This window comes from Micromonospora acroterricola (assembly GCF_003172955.1).
GTDB lineage: Bacteria > Actinomycetota > Actinomycetes > Mycobacteriales > Micromonosporaceae > Micromonospora > Micromonospora acroterricola.
Genome location: NZ_QGKR01000163.1, coordinates 23,540 through 41,235 on the forward strand (window position 1 = coordinate 23,540; position 17,696 = coordinate 41,235).

Genomic DNA, 17,696 nt, shown 5'->3' on the forward strand with positions numbered 1-17,696 from the left:
TTCTCATGTACGAATCGGAAATGTCATAACTTGGCCACGTGAGCAACCGACCCCTTGCTGCCGCTGGTCGACTCGTCCCTCTCCTCCGCGCCGGACTGATCGCCGGCATCGTGATCGCCGCCGCCGCGTACCCGCTGGTCGCCCTCACCGGGCTCGGCGCGAAGGCCACCGCGCACGCCGTGGAGGCGAAGACCAAGCTGCTGGCCACCGCCCTGCCCGCCGAGACCTCGTACCTCTACGCCCCGGACGGCAAGACCGTGCTGACCATGTTCTACGAGGAGTACCGGCAGTACACCAAGCTGTCCGACATGTCGCCGAACATCCAGCAGGCGATCGTCGCCGCCGAGGACTCGCGCTTCTACCAGCACCACGGCGTCGACCCGAAGGGCGTGGCACGGGCCTTCGTGGCCAACACCCGCTCCAGCGGCGTCTCCCAGGGCGCGTCCACGCTGACCATGCAGTACGTCCGGATGGCCCTGCGGGACAGCGCGACCACCCCCAAGGAGGTCCAGGAGGCCACCCAGCAGACCAGCCTGCGCAAGGTCAAGGAGATGCGCATGGCGCTGGATCTGGAGAAGGAGCTGAGCAAGGAGCAGATCCTGGAGCGCTACCTGAACTCGGCGTACTTCGGGCACCGCGCCTACGGCATCTACGCGGCCAGCGAGATCTTCTTCTCCAAGACACCGAAGGACCTCACCCCGGTCGAGGCGGCCACCCTCGCCGGGCTGGTCAAGTCGCCGTCCGAGTACGACCCGGCCGACTCCGACCAGAAGGAGGCCACCGGGCGGCGCAACTACGTCCTGGACCGGATGAGCCAGCTCGGCTACCTCTCCCCCGACTCGGCGGCCGCCGCCAAGACCGAACCCATCCGGCTGAAGCTGACCAACCCGCCGAACGACTGCGCCGCGGTGGGAGAGAAGTACAACAGCTGGGGCTTCGCCTGCGACTACCTGAAGAACTGGTGGAGCGCGCAGCCCGCGTTCGGGGCGAACCGGCTGGAACGGATGGACAAGCTTCGTCGGGGCGGCTACCGGATCGTGCTCAGCATCGACCCGAAGATCCAGGAGGCGGCGGAGAAGAACGTCGGCGCCAAGGAGGGCACCGGCAGCCCCTTCGCCAACGGGATCGTGGTCTCCGAACCGGGCACCGGTCGGGTGAAGGCGATGGCGGTGAACCGGACGTACTCGCTGGACCTCAGCGAGAACCCGCAGAGCTCCAACCCCGAGGCGGGGCCCAAGGTGAAGGCCAACTACCCGAACACGGTGGCGCCGCTGCTCGGCGGCGGTGACCTGCCGGGCTACCAGGCCGGATCGACGTTCAAGATGTTCCCGATGCTGGCCGCGCTGGACTCCGGGATGAAACTCTCCACGTCGTTCAACGCCCCGTACCGCTACAAGTCATCCGTCTACGACGGCTGGGCGCCCTCCAACGCCAGCGGCGCGATGACCGGGCAGCAGACGATGTGGTCCGGCTTCGGCAAGTCGGTCAACACGTACTTCGTGTGGCTGGAGGAACAGGTCGGGGCGGACCGGGCGGTGCGGCTGGCCGAACAGCTCGGGCTGCGCTGGCGTACCGACGTCGACCGGGAACAGGCATCCCCGACCAAGGCGAAGAAGTGGGGCGCGTTCACCCTGGGCGTCTCCGACGCGACCCCGCTGGAGATGGCGAACGCGTACGCCGCCATCGCCGCCGACGGCCGGTACTGCGAGGCGATCCCCGTGCAGGCGATCATGACCCGGGACGGCAAACCGGCCACGTACACCACCGCCAGCGGCATCGACCGGGAGGTGGCCAAGCCACGCTGCCGGCAGGTGGTCAGCGCCGACGCCGCCCGTGCGGCCACCGACGCCGCCCGCTGCCCGACCGGGGACACGCCGGCGCGCGGAGGCTGCGGCGGCTGGTCCACCGCCGACAGCGTCCGGGGTACGGTCGGCCGCCCGGTGGCCGGCAAGACGGGCACCACCGACAGCACCCGGTCCGCCTGGTTCGTCGGCTACACCCCGGAACTGGCGGCCGCCAGCTTCATCTCCGACCCGGACAACCCGTTCAACGCGGTCGGCGACGGGCAGTCCCAGATCCCGATCGCGGCGGTCGCCGAGACCCTGCGCGACGGCCTGAAGGGCACACCCACCCGCCAGTTCACCCCGCCGTCGGACGCCATCGTCGGGTGACCGGCGAGGGTCAGCGCAGGTCGGCGGCCACGAACGACCAGAGCTCGAGGTCCACCCGGCCGCCACGGACGAAACCCGCGTTGCGCAGCAGGCCCTCGTAGCTGAAGCCGGCCTTCTCGGCGACACGGCGGGAGGCCAGGTTGCCGGGGGCCACCCGCAGCTCGACCCGCTGGAAGCCGTGCTCCAGGATCAGCGCGATGGCCACCGCGTCCACCGCCTCGGCGGCCAGGCCGAAACCCCGCGCGTGCGGCGCCATCGCGTAGGAGACCTCGGTGCTCCGGGCGCCCCAGTCGGTACGCCGGGTCCACAGCGAGCCCACCACCTGGTCGTCCTCCCGGCGGAGGACCGCGTAGTGGTCCCCCTCGCCGCTGTCGCGCCGCTGCCGGGCCAGGTCGGTGCACCAGGCCAGCCCGTCGATCGGGCCGGAATCGTCGGCCAGGGGCAGCCAGCGCCGGGTCAGCTTGTCGGCGAAGACGTCCCCGACCGCCGCCGCGTCCGCCGCGGTCAGCCGCCGCACCTCCGTACGCGGGGTGGAGACGGTCAGCGCCGGAAAACGGCGCACCGCCACCTGACCGATCACGCCGGCACCCCACCCGGGCCCGCGGGCACCGGACCGGACTCGGCGGGCGCCGCCGCGGCGACCAGCCGGGCGGCCGTCGCCGGGTGGCCGGCCCAGTGCAGCGTGAGCTGCGAGGCGTGCACGTTGCGCCAGACGAAACCCTCCGGCGTGCCGCCGTCCCAGCTCCACGCCGGGCGCGGACCGGAGCGCGGGGTGAGCACCGCCCGGTGCTCCTTGTGCCCGACCAGCACCGTGCCGCTCGCGGCGACCACACTGTCGGTCTGGGCGGTCGCCTCGCGGTAGCCCACCACCAGGCCGTCCCGGCTCACGCCGACCGCGTCCAGCACACCGCACATCGGCAGCCCGTCCAGCTCCCGGGCCAGCCAGAGCAGACCCGCGCCCTCGGCCACCACCGGACGCCCCGTGCGCGCCAGCTCGGCCACGGCGATGCAGAGCCGCCGGTTGGCCGACAGCTGCTCGGCGTACGCCTCGGGCAGCGCGCCCCCGACCACCAGCGCGCGGGTGCCAGCCGGCAACGCCTCGTCGCGGAGCGGATCGACCACGACCACCTCGGCGCCGGCGGCCCGCAGCAGCTCGGCCGTCTCCGGGTGGCTGTAGCTGCCGCCCGGCCCGCCGGCGAGCGCCACCAGCGGACGGGTCGCCGGAGCCGACACCCCGCCGAGCGCCTCCTCCGGAGACCACCCCGAGGCCGGCAGCGGCGGAGCCGAACGCGCCAGCCCCAACAGCCGCTCCAGGTCGACCGTGGCGGCGACCGCCTCGCCCAGCCGCCGGACCGCGCGCACGGCATCGGCGGACCCGCCGACGACCGGCACCACCCCGTGCCGGCGCGACGGCAGCACCGCCGGCAGGTCCTGCCGGCGCAGCGCGCCGTAGACCGGCACGCCCACGTCGTCCAGCGCCTCGCGCAGCATCCCCTCGTGCCGCGAGGACGCCACCCGGTTGAGGATCACCCCGCCGAGCCAGAGCTGCTCGTCGTACGAGCGGAAGCCGTGCACCAGGGCGGCCACCGACTGACCCATCGCGGCCACGTCGACCACCAGCACCACCGGGCTGCGCAGCGCGGCGGCCGCGGCGGCCGTGGACTCCTGCTCCGGGCGACCGCCGACCGAGTCGTACAGCCCCATGCTCCCCTGCACCACGGCGAGCCCGGCGCCCGCGGCGCCGTGCGCGACCAGCGGGGCGAGCCGGTCGACGCCGACCAGCCGGGGATCGATCACCCGGCCAGGCCGGCCCGAGGCGAGACCGAGGTAGGCGGCGTCGACGTGGTCCGGGCCCAGCTTGAACCCGGCGACGTCGACACCCCGCTCGGCCAGGGCAGCGAGCAGCCCGATGGCCAGCGCGTTCTTGCCGTGCCCGGAGGACGGCGCGCTGAGCACCAGGCGCGGCACGTCGGTCATCATCGACTCCTCGCGGGCGGCGGCGGGTACGCGACGGCGGACCGAGGGCCCGTCCGTCCGCGTGACGATACCCGCCCGGCCCGACGCACGAGCACCGCCAACCGGGGCCGGCCGACGGGTCGCGGCACGGTCCCTGCCCGGTCGAGGTCAGTGGCGCCGGTCATACGAGTAGCCTCGGTGCCGTGTACCGGTTCCTGCTGAGCCCACGCTGGCTGGGCGCACTCGCCCTGACCCTGATCGCCGCCGCGGTCATGGTCCTGCTCGGCAACTGGCAGCTGGACCGCTACTGCGGGCGCACCGAGATCAACGAGCGGATCGACGCGGGCGAGCGGATGGCCCCGGCCGCGCTGGCCGACGCGCTGCGCGCCCCCACCGGTGGCGCGGGAACGGCCGGTCCGGCCCCCGCGAAGGACAAGGTGTGGACGCGGATCACCGCCACCGGCCGGTACGACCCCACGAACACCGTCCTGGTCCGTGGCCGGACGGTCGACAGCCGGGTCGGCTTCGAGGTGCTCACCCCGCTGGTGCTCGCCGACGGCACGGCGCTGCTGGTGGATCGGGGTTGGGTCCCGCCCGCCCCGGGCGGGGCGACCGCCCAGCCAACGGTGCCCGCCGCCCCGACCGGCGACGTGACGGTGGTCGGCCGGGTGCACGAGACCGAGAGCGGCGCCGGCGCGGTGGACCGCCGCGACGGACGGCTGGAGACCCGGCGGATCGCCGTGCCGCGACTGGCCCGCGAACTGCCCTACCCGGTGTACGGCGGCTACCTGCTGCTGGACGAGCAGACCCCCGCCGCCGACCCGGTGTTCAAGGCGGTGCCGGTCGGTCACACCAACAACTGGCAGAACTTCGGCTACGTCGTGCAGTGGTGGCTGTTCGCCGTGATGGCCCTGTTCGGCTACGGCTGGGTGGCCCGCCGGGAGGCGCGCCGCGCCGCCGGCATCGGCACCACCCCGGCCCCGTTGGACCGGGCCGCCGAGCCCACGCCCAGCACCTCCGCCTGACCCGACGAGCGCCGCTGTCCCAACCGGACACTGCGGGGCACCCGGGACGGCACGGCGGCGGGTAGTCTCCGCCGATGGTCATCTCGCGTTGGGCGTCCCGGTGAGCACCGATCCCACGGCTCCGCTGCCCGAATCGGAGCCGGAGACCCAGGCGCACCCGCCGATCGACCCGTGGGCCGCCGCGCCGGTCACCCCGCCCACCACGCCGTTCCCGGCGACGCCGTTCCCCGGCTCGCCGGTCCCGTCGGCGGGACAGTTCGCGCAGTTCTCCGGTCCGCCGGCGCAGGTCTCCCCGCCGCCGACCGCGCCGTTCACCGGTTCCCCGGCGCAGTTCTCCGGGCCGCCCGCCTCCTTCTCCGGCCCGTCGGGGCCGTTCGCCGGACCGCCGGTGCCGTTCTCCGCGCCGCCCGCGCAGTTCTCCGCGCCGCCGGCGCCGTTCTCCGGGCCGCCCGCGCAGGCCGCCGGGGCGTGGCCGGCGGTGGGGCCGTACCCGCCGATGCCCGCGCACCCGGTGCCGGCCGGCTTGGCCACGGCCGGGCCTGAGGTGGTCGCGGTGCAGATCGCCGAGATCACGGTGAGCCCGCCGGTCATCCGCACGCCGGCGGGGGTGCTGCCGCTGGCCGGCGCCTCCTGGCACGTGACCGACCACTGGCAGCGCGAGGAGAAGGTCGCCACCTGGGCGCTGGTCTGCGCGATCCTCGGCTTCTTCTGCCTGACCTTCTTCAGCCTGTTCTTCCTGCTGATCAAGGAGACCCGGCACTACGGCACCGTCCAGGTGACGGTCACCAGTGGCGCCCAGCAGTACGTGGCCCGGATCCCGGTCAGCGACCAGGGCCAGGTGCAGCACATCAACAACCAGGTCAACTACGCCCGGTCGCTGTCCGGCAGGTGACCCGGGCCGGTCAGCCGGTGGGGCGGCCCGCGTGGATGGCACGGACCGCGTCGATGGTGTCCGCCTCGCCGGCCGACTTGTCGTCGCGGTACCGCACCACGCGGGCGAACCGCAACGCCATCCCGCCCGGGTAGCGCGGACTCGTCTGCACCCCGTCGAAGGCGATCTCCACCACCTGCTCGGGGCGGACCCGGACCACCCAGTCGCCACGCTCCACCGCGAGGTCGAGGAACCGCTCCGTCTGCCAGCGCAGCAGCTCGTCGGTGAGCCCCTTGAACGTCTTGCCGAGCATCACGAAGCCACCCGTGCCCGGGTCGCGCGCGCCCAGGTGCAGGTTGGACAGCCAGCCCCGCCGGCGGCCGCTGCCCCACTCGACGGCGAGCACCACCAGGTCGAGGGTGTGCCGGGGTTTGACCTTGACCCAGGCCGCCCCGCGCCGGCCCGCGTCGTACGGCGCGTCCGGCGCCTTGACCACGACGCCTTCCTGACCGGCGTCGAGCGCGGCGGCGAACGCCGCTCCGGCCTGCTCCGGGTCGTCGACCTCCAACCGCCCGACCAGCAGGGACGCGTCCACCGCGCCCGCGAGCGCGGCCCACCGCTCCCGGCCCGGCAGGTCGATCAGATCCTGGCCGTCGAGGTGCAGCAGGTCGAAGAAGTACGGAGTCAGCACGGTCTGGCCGGTCGTGGCGGCTGCCGCGAGCACCGCCGGGGCGACCGGCGTGCGTCCGGTGGTGCTGGGCGTGGTCCGCCGGGCCGCCCGGCTGGAGGTCTGCTGGAACGGCAGCGGCCGGCCGGTCTCGTCCAGGCCTATCGCCTCGCCGTCGAGAACCAGCTCCCGGCCGGGCAGGGCGCGAACGGCGGCGACCACCTCGGGCACCCGGGTGGTGATCTCGTCGAGGCTGCGGGTGAACACGGCGATGTCGTCGCCGGAGCGGTGCACCTGGATGCGGATGCCGTCGAGCTTCACGTCGACCACCGCCGGTGTGCCGGTCGCGGCCAGCGCCTCGTCGACCGAGGGGGCGCTCTGCGCGAGCATCGGCGCCAGCGGCCGACCGACCCGCAGGCCGAACCCGGCCAGCTCGGCGGCGCCTCCGGCCAGCGCGGCGACCGCCACCGCGCGCAGGTCACCGGCGAGCAGCAGAGCCCGACGGACCACCGCCACCGGCACGTCGGCGGCCCGGGCCACCGCGTCGGCGAGCAGCCCGGCCTGGGCGCCCTGCCGCAGCTCGCCGCTGAACAGGTTGGTGAGCAGCCGCTGCTCGTCGGCGGTCGCCGCCGCGTAGAGGGCGCCGAGCAGCGCCCGGCGCCGCGCCTGCGAGCCCGCGCCCCGCACGGCGGCGATCTGCTCGATGGCCGCGTCGACGGCGGCGACGGTCAACGTCGGCTCGGCGGCCGGTGGTGGCAGGTCCCGCAGGCTCGCATAACCCACCCCGGTCTGCCGCTGACGCAGCTCACCGGCGAGATAGCCGGCGCCGGGCTCGACCTCGGCCGGGTCGAGCCGGCGCAGGGCGTCGGCGAGCAGCTCCACCTTGGCCCGCCGGCCGCTGGTGGCGCTGACGGCGGCGGACGTGGCTGCCAGGTCGAGGAACCGCACGACCTCATCCTGCCAGTCACCCCCGACACCGCCCGGGCATTGCCGTGCCCGGGCGGTGTCGGCAGGGTGCCGCCGACCACGCTGCCGGCGGATCAGGCGGAGACGGGTTCCTCGATGCGCAGCCCCCGGGCGCGGACCTCCCCGGCGACCCGGGAGAGCACCGAGTCGAGGGCGACCAGGGCTGCGGACAGCTCACCGAGCTGATCGGTGAGCGTGTCCTCGGACCACGCGGAGATGTCGATGTCCCCCAGCGCGCTGACGGCGGCCCCCAACCGGGCCATCACCTCGTTCGTACTCATGTACGAAAGGCTATAACAGCCCCGCGTGCGACACACCGCAAACTCCCAGATCAGACGGGAAGTTACGGTTCCGACACCTAGGGGTGTTTCACGCCCGCCGCGGCCACCTTGCCCAGCAGCAGAGCCTCGGCGAGGCAGACCCGGGCGAACTCCCCGAGGTGCAGGCTCTCATTCGGGCCGTGCGCGCGGGCGTGTGGGTCCTCCACACCGGTCACCAGGATCGCCGCCTCCGGGAACATCTCCTGGAACGTGGCGATGAACGGGATCGAACCACCCACGCCGATGTCCACCGGGTCCGTGCCGTCCCAGGCCTCCCGGAACGCCGAGCGGGCCGCGTCGAACATCGGCCCGGACGCGTCGATCACGCACGGGTCGCCGTCGTGCTCGAAGCTGACCGTCACCTGAGCGCCCCACGGGGCGTGCTTCTCCAGGTGCGCGCGCACCGCCGCGTACGCCCGCTTGGGGTCGTCGCCCGGCGCGAGGCGGACGCTGAGCTTCGCCTTCGCGGACGGGGTCAGCGCGTTCGGCGCCTCGCCGGTGGACGGCGCGTCGATGCCGAGCACCGCCAGCGCGGGCTTGGTCCAGAGCCGGTCGGTGATACGCCCGGACCCGATGAACTGCACGCCCTCGGCCAGCCCGGCCTCGGCGCGGAACCGGTCCTCGGGGTAGTCGACGACAGCGCCCTCGCGACCGATCAGCCCGTCCACCGCCACGTCACCGGCGTCGTCGTGCAGGGTGGCCAGGAGCCGGACCAGCGCGGTGAGCGCGTCCGGAACGGCGCCGCCGAACATGCCGCTGTGCACGGCGTGGTCCAGCGTGCGCACCTCGACGAAGCAGTTGACGATGCCGCGCAGCGACGTGGTCAGGGCCGGCACGCCGATGTCCCAGTTGCCGGAGTCGGCGATGACGATGACGTCCGAGGTGATCTCGTCGCGGTGCTCGGCCAGCAGCCGCTCCAGCGAGTCGGAGCCGTACTCCTCCTCGCCCTCGATGAAGAGGACCACGCCGACCGGCAGCGCGTCACCGTACGCGCGCAGCGCCGCGACGTGCGCCATGATGCCGGCCTTGTCGTCGGCCGCGCCCCTGCCGTAGAGGCGACCGTCCCGCTCGACCGGCTCGAACGGGTCGGACTCCCACAGGGACCGGTCACCGATCGGCTGCACGTCGTGGTGCGCGTAGAGCAGCACGGTGGGGGCGCCGGGCGGGGCGGGCCGGCGGCCGATCACGGCGGGCTGCCCGCCGGAACGCACGATGTCGACGGCGAGGCCACAGCCGCGCAGCAGCTCGGCGACCGCCTCGGCGGAGCGCTCCACGTGCGAGTGGTCAAAGCCCTCGAAAGCGATGCCGGGGATGCGGACGAGGCGTTCCAGGTCGGCCCGTACGCCGGGCATCTCCCGCTCGACGGCGGCCCGCACCTCGGACTCGGACATGATCGGTGTGGTCATGACCGGCATCGTATGCCGGCCTTACCCCGGCGTGCCGGCGGAGCCCGTACCGTCACCGGCTCCGGCCTGGCCAGCGGTCGCCGTCGCGCCGGGCGCGGCCCTGCCGGCGCGGTGCGCGCGGCCGGCGGCCTCGGTGGCGGCGTCCATCCAGGAACGGGCCCGGCCGGCGGTGCCGCCCACCCACTCGCCGACGTCGTTGGCGCCGTCGCCGAGCCGACGCAGCAACCCGACCAGCGGGTCCGTGGATCGGCTGAACTCGTCCCGGTACGACTCGGCGGCCGCCTTGATCTCCTCCGAGATGCTGCTGGAGCCGTCGTCCTCGCGGCGCGGGTAGTCCCCGGCCAGCACCCGCCCGTACGCGCCCGAGTCGATCCACTGGCGCAGCTGGGCGGCACGGGCCACTGGCGCCGGATGGGTGCTCCACGCCGTCATCCGGATCTTGTGCAGGCTGTCCCGCAGGTCACCGCCACCGGCGTACTCGGCGGCCTGCTCCAGGAACGCGGTGGTGTCGATCTGGGACAGGTCGCCGCCGCCGGCGAGCTTCATCAGCAGCCGCAGCGCGGCGGCCGGGTCCTGCCCGGCGAGCAGACCGGCCCGGTCGGCGGAGAACTCCGCCTTGCGCCACCACTCCAGCATCGCGGCGATGATGGCCCGCAGCGCGAACGCGCCGACCGGCAACCAGCTCAGGTTGGCCGCCCACCGGGTGAGGATCATGAGCATGGTCTTGTAGACCGCGTGCCCGCTACCGACGTGGCCCAGCTCGTGGCCGAGCAGGCAGCGCAGCTCGTCCTCGTCGAGCTGCTGGACGCAGGCGGAGTTGAGCACGACGAACGGCCGGTCCAGGCCGACGGCCTCGGCGCCCAGCCAGGGCGACTGCCTGACGTACAGCTCGGGCAGCTCGGCCACGTCGAGCGCCGCCGCGGCCTCGGTGTAGCGCTGCCAGACCGCCGGATACTGCCGGTGGTCGACCCGGATGCCGGAGGCCAGCACGGAGAGCCGGAAGCCGCGCTCGTTCCACATGCCGAAGAACGCCTTCACGACGTCGTCGAAACCGCGCAGCTCGCGCAGCGCGACCAGCGCGCCCCGGTCGGCCGGATGCTCCCAGGCCCGGGAGCTGATGCCCGTGAGGGTGATCCGGCGCCTCGCGGGCGCGTCCGCTGCCGACATGGTGGTCCCCCGTTCGCTGTGCCCTCTCGCATCGTGCCCCAGCCCGTGACAGACGTCCATGCTCGGGCTCAACGGATCCGCACGTAGTACCTCTCGGCGTCGTGCGGCAGGTTCGGCGCGCCGTCGACCACCAGGTCGGCCCGGGCGGCCGTGTCGTCGACGGCGAAGTGCGCCCGTTCCCCGGCGTGCCAGCGACGCAGCTCGGGCAGGATCTCCGGCCCGTCCCGCGCGACCGCGCGGGTCAGCCGCAACGACGCGGGCGCGGTGACGAAGACGGCCAGGGTCAGCTCCGGCCGGACCACGGCCCGCGCGGCGCTGACCCCCTCCAGGATCAGCACCGGCGCGGCCGGCACCGGAACCGCGCGGGGGAGGAAGCACCGCCGGACCCAGCTGTAACGGCGGTAGGCGCCGGGCCGCCCGGCGCGCAGCGGCGCCAGCACCTGCTCGTCCAGCCGGGACCAGAAGGTGAGCTGGTCGTCCCAGCCGTCGAGCAGGTCGTCGGTGTGCACCACCGGCGGCCGGGCGCCGCCGGGTGCCGCCGCCAAGGCGTCCGCGAGGTGCGCGGCGAACCGGCTCTTGCCCGCGCCGCTCGGCCCGTCGACCGCGACCAGCCGGGTCCGCCCCAACCGCGCCGGGCCTGCGAGCACCCGGCGGGCCAACTCGGCGTACGCCTCGACGACCACCACCGGTGGCACGACGTCCTCGCCGCTCCCGGTCACCCCGCCCACGTCCACGACCCCTTCGGCCACCCTGCCACCGCCGCCGGCCCACCCGGCGACCCTGGGTTGGCGAGTTCGTGCACGACCGAAGTATGGCCCCCGCCGGCGATGTGGTCGGACACAGCGCCAAGTGCGCATGATCGACTCCAGATCATTGAAGTCGGGGTGTCCCATCGCAGGGACACCCCGACATCCAGAGGACCGAGTCGATCACGCTGGGTCGGGCGCCGGACGCGGTCGACACGGCATCGGGGTTGTTCTGGCTGGCCTGCTGGGCCTCGGCGTCGGGCCGCGGCCGGCCGTCACGGCGGGCCACCGTCACGTCCGGGGGATTTGGGGCGACGACGGGTGATGCGGGGCCCGTTCGCCGCCGGACGCGCATCGGAATCGGCATGCTCTGGGGGTGCTCCGAGACGTGATGAGCCCCGGCGTCGACGCCCTGCTCGAACAGGCCCGCGCCGGGCTGCACCGACTGACCCCGCAGCAGACCGTCGAGGCGGTCCGCGGTGGCGCGCTGCTGGTCGACACCCGCACCGAGACGCAGCGCCGTGAACAGGGCGACCTGCCCGGGGCGGTCGTCATCGACCGCACCGTGCTGGAGTGGCGACTCGATCCGGCCAGCGCCTGGCGCATCCCGGAGGCCACCGGCTACGACCGGGAGATCGTGCTGGTGTGCCGGCAGGGCTACAGCTCCAGCTTGGCCGCCGCCAGCCTGCAAACCCTCGGGCTGCGCCGGGCCACCGACATGATCGGTGGCGTCGACGCCTGGCTCGCCGCCGGCCTCCCCACCACCGACCGCCCGGCCGACATCCGCCCCTGACCGGGCCCGTCACCACCGGCCGCTCCGCCGGTATCCGCCCCTGACCGAGCCGGTCCCTACCGACCGTTCCGCGACATCCGCCTTTGACGACGCCGGGTCAGCCGGGCGGAGCGCCGGGTGGGATGAACGGCACGCCGGGCGGTGGACCGGCCTCGATGAGGCGCCACAGGCCATCCGTGTCCAGATGTTCCTCGACCATGTCGCCGAGCAGATCGAGCGATCGTTCCCGGGCGGCGGCGAAGCTGGTGTCCGGCGCGACCGTGAACCCGGTGCGCCCGGCCAGGCGGGCCGCCTCGGTGAGGAACCAGCGGCGGAACCCGTCGGACTCGAACGCCCCGTGCCAGTGCGTGCCGTGCACGACGCCGAGCACCGCGCCCTCCCCGACCCCGTCGGCTCCGGTCAGCAGCGGGGTAAGGGTGGGATTGGCGTCTGAGACGTACCCGTGGTGGATCTCGTAGCCACGGACCGGCAGGTCGCCGTGGGCCGTGCCGACCGACTGGCGCACGGTCTTGCGCGGATCGAAGGTGATTTCGATGGGCAGCAGATTGAGGCCGGGCACGCTGCCGCGCTGGCTCTCCACCGGGTCGTGGATGGCCCGGCCGAGCATCTGGAAGCCGCCGCACAGGCCGAGCAGCGGCTTACCGGCCGCCGCGTGGGCCAGGACCGCGTCGGCGAGGCCGGTCTCACGCAGCCAGGCGAGGTCCGCCACAGTCGACTTGGAGCCGGGCAGGACGACCAGGTCGGCGGCGGCCAGCTCGGCTGGTTCGACGGTGAGGCGTACCCGCACGCCGGGCTCGGTGGCCAGCGCCTCGACGTCGGTGGCGTTGCTGATCCGGGGAAGCCGGACGACTGCCACGTCCAGCCAGTCGGTGCCGTGCGGGGCGGCCGGGCGGCCGAGCACCCGGCCGTAGGCCAGCGAGTCCTCGGCGTCGAGCCACAGGTCCAGCGCCCAGGGCAGCACCCCGTACGTGGGACGGCCGGTGACCTGGCGCAGCATGTCCAGCCCCGGCTGGAGCAGGCCCAGGTCGCCTCGGAACTTGTTGATCACGAAGCCGGCGATCAACGCCTGGTCGGCCGGGTCGAGCAGGGCCACGGTGCCGAACATGGAGGCGAAGACGCCACCCCGGTCGATGTCGCCGACCACGATGGTGGGCAGGTTGGCGTGCCGGGCCAGCCCCATGTTGACGTAGTCGCCGGCCCGCAGGTTGATCTCTGCCGGGCTGCCGGCGCCCTCGCAGATCACCACGTCGTACTCGGTTCGCAGCTCCGCCAGCGCCGCGTACGCCGTCTCGGCCAGCCGGGGACGTAACTGCCGGAAGGTGCCGGCGGTGATCGTGTCGACCGCCTCGCCGAGCAGCACCACCTGACTGGCCAGGTCGCTGCCCGGCTTGAGCAGCACCGGGTTGAAGCGCAGGTCGGGGGCGAGCCCGCAGGCGGCGGCCTGCATCGCCTGGGCCCGGCCGATCTCGCCGCCGCGCCCGTCCGGCCCGACCACCACCGCCGAGTTGTTCGACATGTTCTGCGCCTTGAAGGGCGCCACCTTCACGCCCTGCCGGTGCAGCCACCGGCAGATGCCGGCGGTGAGCACGCTCTTTCCGGCGTCGGACGTGGTGCCGGCGACGAGCAGCCCGCCGCTCACCGCCCGCTCCCCTGCCCCGCCACGACGGTTGGCAGGCTGCCACGACCGATCGGGGCGACGGGCCCACGCCGGCCAGCGGCGACGGTCGACTGGCGCCGACCAACGACGGCCGTCAGCCCACGCCGGCCGACGGCGCTGGCGAGGCGCCCGACGGTCAGCGGGTACGCGGCAGCCAGGCCGAGGGCGGCCAGGCCCACCGCACCCGAGATCCGGGCGGCCCGCTTGAGGTGCCGCGCCTCGGGGCGGGGGCCGTCGCCCAGGAAGGGGCGCACCTCGGAGCGCCCGAAGTAGACGTTGCGGCCACCGAGGCGCACGTCGAGCGCGCCGGCCATCGCTGCCTCGCACTGCCCGGCGTTGGGGCTCGGGTGGTCGTTGCGGTCGCGCCGCCACACCCGCCAGGCCCGTTCCCGGTCGCCGTTCGCGACGGGCGCGACGGCGACGGTGAGCAGCCCGGTCAGCCGGGACGGCACCAGGTTGAGCAGGTCGTCCAGCCGGGCGGCCGGGGTGCCGAACCGCGCGTAGCGCGCCGACCGGTGCCCGACCATCGCGTCGAGGGTGTTGGCCGCGCGGTAGCCGAGCAGCCCGGGCAGACCGGCGACCGCGCCCCAGACCAGCGGGGCGACTACGGCGTCGGAGGTGTTCTCCGCCACCGACTCGACGGTCGCCCGCGCCAGCTCCGACTCGCCCAGCGTCGACGGGTCCCGGCCGCAGAGGTGACCGAGGCGTCGCCGGGCGGCGGGCAGGTCACCGTCACGCAGCGTCCGGCCCATGACGGTGGCCTCGTGCCGCAGGGTGCGACCCCCCAGCACGGTCCAGGTGCCGGCGGCGACGAGCACCGCCCGGATCACCGGCCGGTGCCGGCTGGCTGCCGTGGCGGCCACCCCGAGCAGGACCGGCCCGCCCACGGCCAGCGCGGTGAACGCCGCCCCGGCCGTCCGGTCCGGCCGGTAGAGCCGCCGCTCCAGCGCACCGGCGGCCTGCCCGAAGCCAGCCACCGGGTGCCAGCGGCGTGGATCGCCGAGCAGCCTGTCCAGCGCGTACCCGGCCAGCAGCCCCACCGCGTTCGCCACCGGCGCTGTCCCTCGCACGCGCACCACCTCCGGCCGGCCAGCCTAGACGAGCATTCGGTGAACCAGCCCGGCCCCGCACACTCCGAACCGGTCCGCGCGGCCCGCAGGGCGAAACCAGATCACGCGGGGTGACGACGCCGATCGCGCCGCCACCCCACCCCCGTTCGTGACCTGCCGCAGGAGCAGCCAGCTCACCGATGCGGCTCCCGCACCGCTCGGCCACGCCGCCCCGGCCGCCGTGCGGGACGGCCGGGCCGCCGGGTCAGGCCGGCTGCGGGACCCGTCCGCGGCCCCGCCGCCCCCGGCCGGACGGCGTGGGCTCCGGCTGACCCTCATCCGGCACCGGCCCCAACTCGTCGTCCGGCTCGTCGTCGTCCGCGTCGGGCCGGAGGGCCAGGTCGTCGTCGAGCCCCGGCGCGCCGCCGGCGTCCTCGCCGATGTCGTGCGGAGCGTCGTCGTCGACCTGATTCAGGGCGGTGAACGGGCCGGTGTGCCCCGCGCCGAAGTCGGGCAGCTCGAAGTCGTCGTCCAGCGGGCGGTCGTCCGGCAGGACGGGCGACTGCCCGGCCGGCACGGGCTCGCTGGGCTCGCCGTGCACCCGGCTCTCGGCCTCCGCGTCCTCCACCGTGCTGGTGGTCATGCTCGGGCGGTTGCGCAGGAACCGGGCCCGGCCCCGGGACAGGTCGTGGCCGACGGCGACCGCCTCCAACTCGTAGAGCGTGCGGTGGTTGCCGGCGTCGTCGGTCCAGTCGCGGGTGTAGAGCCGGCCGCAGACCACCACCGGGTCGCCGACCATCACCGAGGCGGCCACCCCTTCGGCGAGCTTGCGCCAGCAGTTGACGCGGACCCGAAGGGAGTTGCCGTCAACCCAGCGGCCGCTCTCCCGGTCGAGGCGGCGGGCGGTGGAGGCGACCTTGAAGTTGGCCACCAGGGTGTTGCTCTGGGTGGTACGCCGCCACTCGGGTGTGGTCAGCACATTACCGACAATTGTTACGTAGGTGTCGAACATCGTCCCTCCAGGGGATCGGGGGCTGCCAGCGCGAGTCGACTCGACACCGAGCCTCGACGGTCGGGACGGCCATCGCCAGCGCCCGTCCCCGACCTGTGGACGAGGACGCCACCTGTGGACAACGCCCTGATCACACCCCTGATGTGGTACGGCCGACCCGCCCGGCGGGACGACAGCGGTTTCCGGGTCCGGCTGAACTGGGTATGGACTTGATCAACGCACCACCGACAGCTCCACGTCGACGAGAGGTCAGCGCCATGATGATCACCACCATCGGCTCCGCAACCGCTTCCGAGGCGCGGCGATGAGCGCCGTGGCGAACCCGGCCACCGTGGCCGAGTGCCTGCGGGTGGGCACCGGGTTCTCGCAGGGCGACCGCGTCTGGATCGCCGAGCAGTTCGCCACCCTCGACGCCCGGCTAGCCGGCTTCCACGCCGACGCCACCGAACTGGAGGTGTCGGTGAAGGACCGGGAGGCGCGGGGGCAGAAGGTCACGCTGGAGTGCTGGATCGCCGGCCGGCAGAAGATTGTCACCACCTCCGACGAGGAGGACCTGCACGCCGCGTTGAACGACGTCCGCGACGACCTGCGCCGGCGGCTCAACGACGCCAAGACCCGCCAGGAGCCCCGGCACAACAAGCACCTTCGCGACGTCAACCAGCCGCCCACCGAGGTCGACCCGGCCGAGGATCCGGAGGCGCTGCCCGCCGCCGACCCCAGCCGCGCCGACGCGGAAACCGTCTGACCCCGTCCCGGCCCCGGCCCTGCGATCTTGCATTGACAGACCCGCCGCCCGAGTTCCCGCCAGCACGTGCAGGATCGCGGGCAGGGACGGGTCGGCAGTCGGGTCGCGGAGGCCGGGCAGGGCTGGACGCGGGAGCCCGGCGCGGGGCGGGGCTTGGGCTACCGCTGGGTAGCTTGTCGGCGTAACGTCGGGTTCGTGGAACCGGACGTGTTGGGGCCGCCGTACGAGCGGCAGACGATCGACCTCGGTACCGACGACGAGGGACCGGTCGTCGCGACGCTGGTCCGGCGACGGGCCGAGCGCCCCACCGGCCGGGCAGTGCTCTACGTGCACGGCTTCGTCGACTACTTCTTCCAGACCCACCTGGCCGACTTCTTCGCCGAGCGGGGCTGGGACTTCTACGCCCTCGACCTGCGCAAGTACGGTCGCAGCCTGCTCCCGCACCAGACCCCGAACTTCTGCCAGGACATCAGCGACTACTTCCCCGAGCTGGACGCCGCAGCCGAGATCATCCGCAAGGACGACGGGCACGACACCCTGCTGGCGATGGGCCACTCCACCGGCGGCCTGATCATCTCGCTCTGGGCGGACGCCCGCCGCGACGCCGGCACCGTCGACGGCCTGGTGCTGAACAGCCCGTTCTTCGACCTGAACGCCCCCTGGGCGGTGCGCAGACCTCTCGCGGCCGCCGTCTCCCGGCTGGGCCGTCGGGCGCCGCACCGCATCGTGCCGTTCGGGCTGGGCACGGTGTACGGCGAGAGCCTCCACGCCGACCACCGGGGCGAGTGGACCTACGACCTGGCGTGGAAGCCGCTGGCCGGGTTCCCGGTGCGGGCCGGCTGGCTGAACGCGATCCGCACCGGCCAACGCCGCCTGCGCGCCGGGCTGGACATCCCGGTGCCGGTGCTGCTGGCCTGCTCGACCCGCTCCTTCCGAGGCACCCGGTGGCACGACAACGCGTCCCTGGCCGACGCCGTCCTCGATGTCGAGCACATGGTCCGGTACGCGCCCCGCCTCGGCCGGCACGTTACCCTCGCCCGCTTCGACGGCGGGCTGCACGACCTCACGCTCTCCGGCCCCGCCGTACGCCGGAAGGTCTTCGACGAGGTCGGCCGGTGGGCCGACCTCGTCGAAGACCTTCCGGC

The 17,696-nt window shown here is 74.0% G+C and carries 15 protein-coding genes and 1 pseudogene; 6 read left to right on the forward strand and 10 right to left on the reverse strand.

The window, feature by feature from the left end:
* Positions 1 to 38 precede the first annotated feature (38 nt).
* Complete coding sequence (locus tag DKT68_RS10060) at positions 39 to 2,171, forward strand: transglycosylase domain-containing protein (protein ID WP_109817154.1); 2,133 nt, start codon at positions 39 to 41, stop codon at positions 2,169 to 2,171.
* A gap of 10 nt (positions 2,172 to 2,181) precedes the next feature.
* Here the strand turns inward: DKT68_RS10060 and DKT68_RS10065 are convergent, their stop codons facing one another.
* Entirely contained in the window at positions 2,182 to 2,751 is a 570-nt protein-coding gene (locus DKT68_RS10065; protein ID WP_109817155.1) for a GNAT family N-acetyltransferase, read from the reverse strand.
* The gene (locus tag DKT68_RS10070) at positions 2,748 to 4,148 is read right to left on the reverse strand and encodes a cobyrinate a,c-diamide synthase (protein WP_109817156.1); all 1,401 of its coding nucleotides are present in this window, start codon (positions 4,146 to 4,148) and stop codon (positions 2,748 to 2,750) included. The genes DKT68_RS10065 and DKT68_RS10070 overlap by 4 nt, the downstream gene beginning before the upstream one ends.
* A 182-nt stretch (positions 4,149 to 4,330) precedes the next feature.
* Between DKT68_RS10070 and DKT68_RS10075 the strand changes: the two genes are divergently transcribed.
* Entirely contained in the window at positions 4,331 to 5,152 is an 822-nt protein-coding gene (locus tag DKT68_RS10075; RefSeq protein ID WP_109817157.1) for an SURF1 family cytochrome oxidase biogenesis protein, read from the forward strand.
* A 100-nt stretch (positions 5,153 to 5,252) separates the two neighbouring features.
* Positions 5,253 to 6,044: a ribosomal eL19 family protein gene (locus DKT68_RS10080; protein ID WP_109817158.1), complete on the forward strand. Its 792-nt coding sequence runs from the start codon at positions 5,253 to 5,255 to the stop codon at positions 6,042 to 6,044.
* A gap of 10 nt (positions 6,045 to 6,054) precedes the next feature.
* Here DKT68_RS10080 and DKT68_RS10085 read toward each other — a convergent pair whose 3' ends face one another.
* The 5 genes from DKT68_RS10085 to DKT68_RS10105 all read right to left on the reverse strand — a co-directional run bounded on the left by DKT68_RS10085 (position 6,055) and on the right by DKT68_RS10105 (position 11,406).
* A complete protein-coding gene (locus DKT68_RS10085) occupies positions 6,055 to 7,638 on the reverse strand; it encodes an ATP-dependent DNA ligase (protein ID WP_109817159.1) in 1,584 nt (527 codons plus the stop codon).
* A gap of 92 nt (positions 7,639 to 7,730) precedes the next feature.
* A complete protein-coding gene (locus DKT68_RS10090) occupies positions 7,731 to 7,937 on the reverse strand; it encodes a hypothetical protein (protein ID WP_109817160.1) in 207 nt (68 codons plus the stop codon).
* Between the two features lie 77 nt (positions 7,938 to 8,014).
* A complete protein-coding gene (locus DKT68_RS10095) occupies positions 8,015 to 9,367 on the reverse strand; it encodes a dipeptidase (RefSeq protein ID WP_201748981.1) in 1,353 nt (450 codons plus the stop codon).
* A gap of 36 nt (positions 9,368 to 9,403) precedes the next feature.
* The gene (locus DKT68_RS10100) at positions 9,404 to 10,549 is read right to left on the reverse strand and encodes a M48 family metallopeptidase (RefSeq protein ID WP_109817162.1); all 1,146 of its coding nucleotides are present in this window, start codon (positions 10,547 to 10,549) and stop codon (positions 9,404 to 9,406) included.
* Positions 10,550 to 10,617: 68 nt separating this feature from the next.
* A complete protein-coding gene (locus tag DKT68_RS10105; protein ID WP_407940720.1) occupies positions 10,618 to 11,406 on the reverse strand; it encodes a uridine kinase family protein in 789 nt (262 codons plus the stop codon).
* 280 nt (positions 11,407 to 11,686) lie between these two features.
* Here DKT68_RS10105 and DKT68_RS10110 point away from each other — a divergent pair, with 280 nt between their 5' ends.
* Complete coding sequence (locus DKT68_RS10110) at positions 11,687 to 12,088, forward strand: rhodanese-like domain-containing protein (protein ID WP_109817163.1); 402 nt, start codon at positions 11,687 to 11,689, stop codon at positions 12,086 to 12,088.
* Positions 12,089 to 12,185: 97 nt separating this feature from the next.
* Here DKT68_RS10110 and DKT68_RS10115 read toward each other — a convergent pair whose 3' ends face one another.
* The 3 genes and pseudogenes from DKT68_RS10115 to DKT68_RS10125 form a co-directional block, all read right to left on the reverse strand.
* On the reverse strand, positions 12,186 to 13,727 hold the full coding sequence (locus tag DKT68_RS10115) for a cobyric acid synthase (RefSeq protein WP_109817164.1): 1,542 nt from the start codon (positions 13,725 to 13,727) through the stop codon (positions 12,186 to 12,188).
* A gap of 89 nt (positions 13,728 to 13,816) precedes the next feature.
* Positions 13,817 to 14,815, reverse strand: a pseudogene (locus DKT68_RS10120) (cobalamin biosynthesis protein); the annotation flags it as partial.
* Between the two features lie 244 nt (positions 14,816 to 15,059).
* Positions 15,060 to 15,806: a single-stranded DNA-binding protein gene (locus DKT68_RS10125; protein ID WP_109817166.1), complete on the reverse strand. Its 747-nt coding sequence runs from the start codon at positions 15,804 to 15,806 to the stop codon at positions 15,060 to 15,062.
* 304 nt (positions 15,807 to 16,110) lie between these two features.
* Here DKT68_RS10125 and DKT68_RS10130 point away from each other — a divergent pair, with 304 nt between their 5' ends.
* Positions 16,111 to 16,551 (forward strand): HPF/RaiA family ribosome-associated protein, encoded by a 441-nt coding sequence (locus DKT68_RS10130; RefSeq protein WP_109817167.1) that lies wholly within the window; start codon positions 16,111 to 16,113, stop codon positions 16,549 to 16,551.
* 195 nt (positions 16,552 to 16,746) lie between these two features.
* Positions 16,747 to 17,696 (forward strand): alpha/beta hydrolase (locus tag DKT68_RS10135; RefSeq protein WP_109817168.1); only part of this gene is annotated, 950 nt, incomplete at its 3' end.

What these genes read in the sequence shown, in the direction of transcription:
- DKT68_RS10070 (WP_109817156.1), bottom strand. Translation starts at nt 4,148, where the DNA reads ATGACCGACGTGCCGCGCCTGGTGCTCAGCGCGCCGTCCTCCGGGCAC.
- DKT68_RS10090 (WP_109817160.1), bottom strand. Translation starts at nt 7,937, where the DNA reads ATGAGTACGAACGAGGTGATGGCCCGGTTGGGGGCCGCCGTCAGCGCG.
- DKT68_RS10095 (WP_201748981.1), bottom strand. Translation starts at nt 9,367, where the DNA reads ATGTCCGAGTCCGAGGTGCGGGCCGCCGTCGAGCGGGAGATGCCCGGC.
- DKT68_RS10100 (WP_109817162.1), bottom strand. Translation starts at nt 10,549, where the DNA reads ATGTCGGCAGCGGACGCGCCCGCGAGGCGCCGGATCACCCTCACGGGC.
- DKT68_RS10105 (WP_407940720.1), bottom strand. Translation starts at nt 11,406, where the DNA reads ATGCGCACTTGGCGCTGTGTCCGACCACATCGCCGGCGGGGGCCATAC.
- DKT68_RS10110 (WP_109817163.1), top strand. Translation starts at nt 11,687, where the DNA reads ATGAGCCCCGGCGTCGACGCCCTGCTCGAACAGGCCCGCGCCGGGCTG.
- DKT68_RS10125 (WP_109817166.1), bottom strand. Translation starts at nt 15,806, where the DNA reads ATGTTCGACACCTACGTAACAATTGTCGGTAATGTGCTGACCACACCC.
- DKT68_RS10130 (WP_109817167.1), top strand. Translation starts at nt 16,111, where the DNA reads ATGAGCGCCGTGGCGAACCCGGCCACCGTGGCCGAGTGCCTGCGGGTG.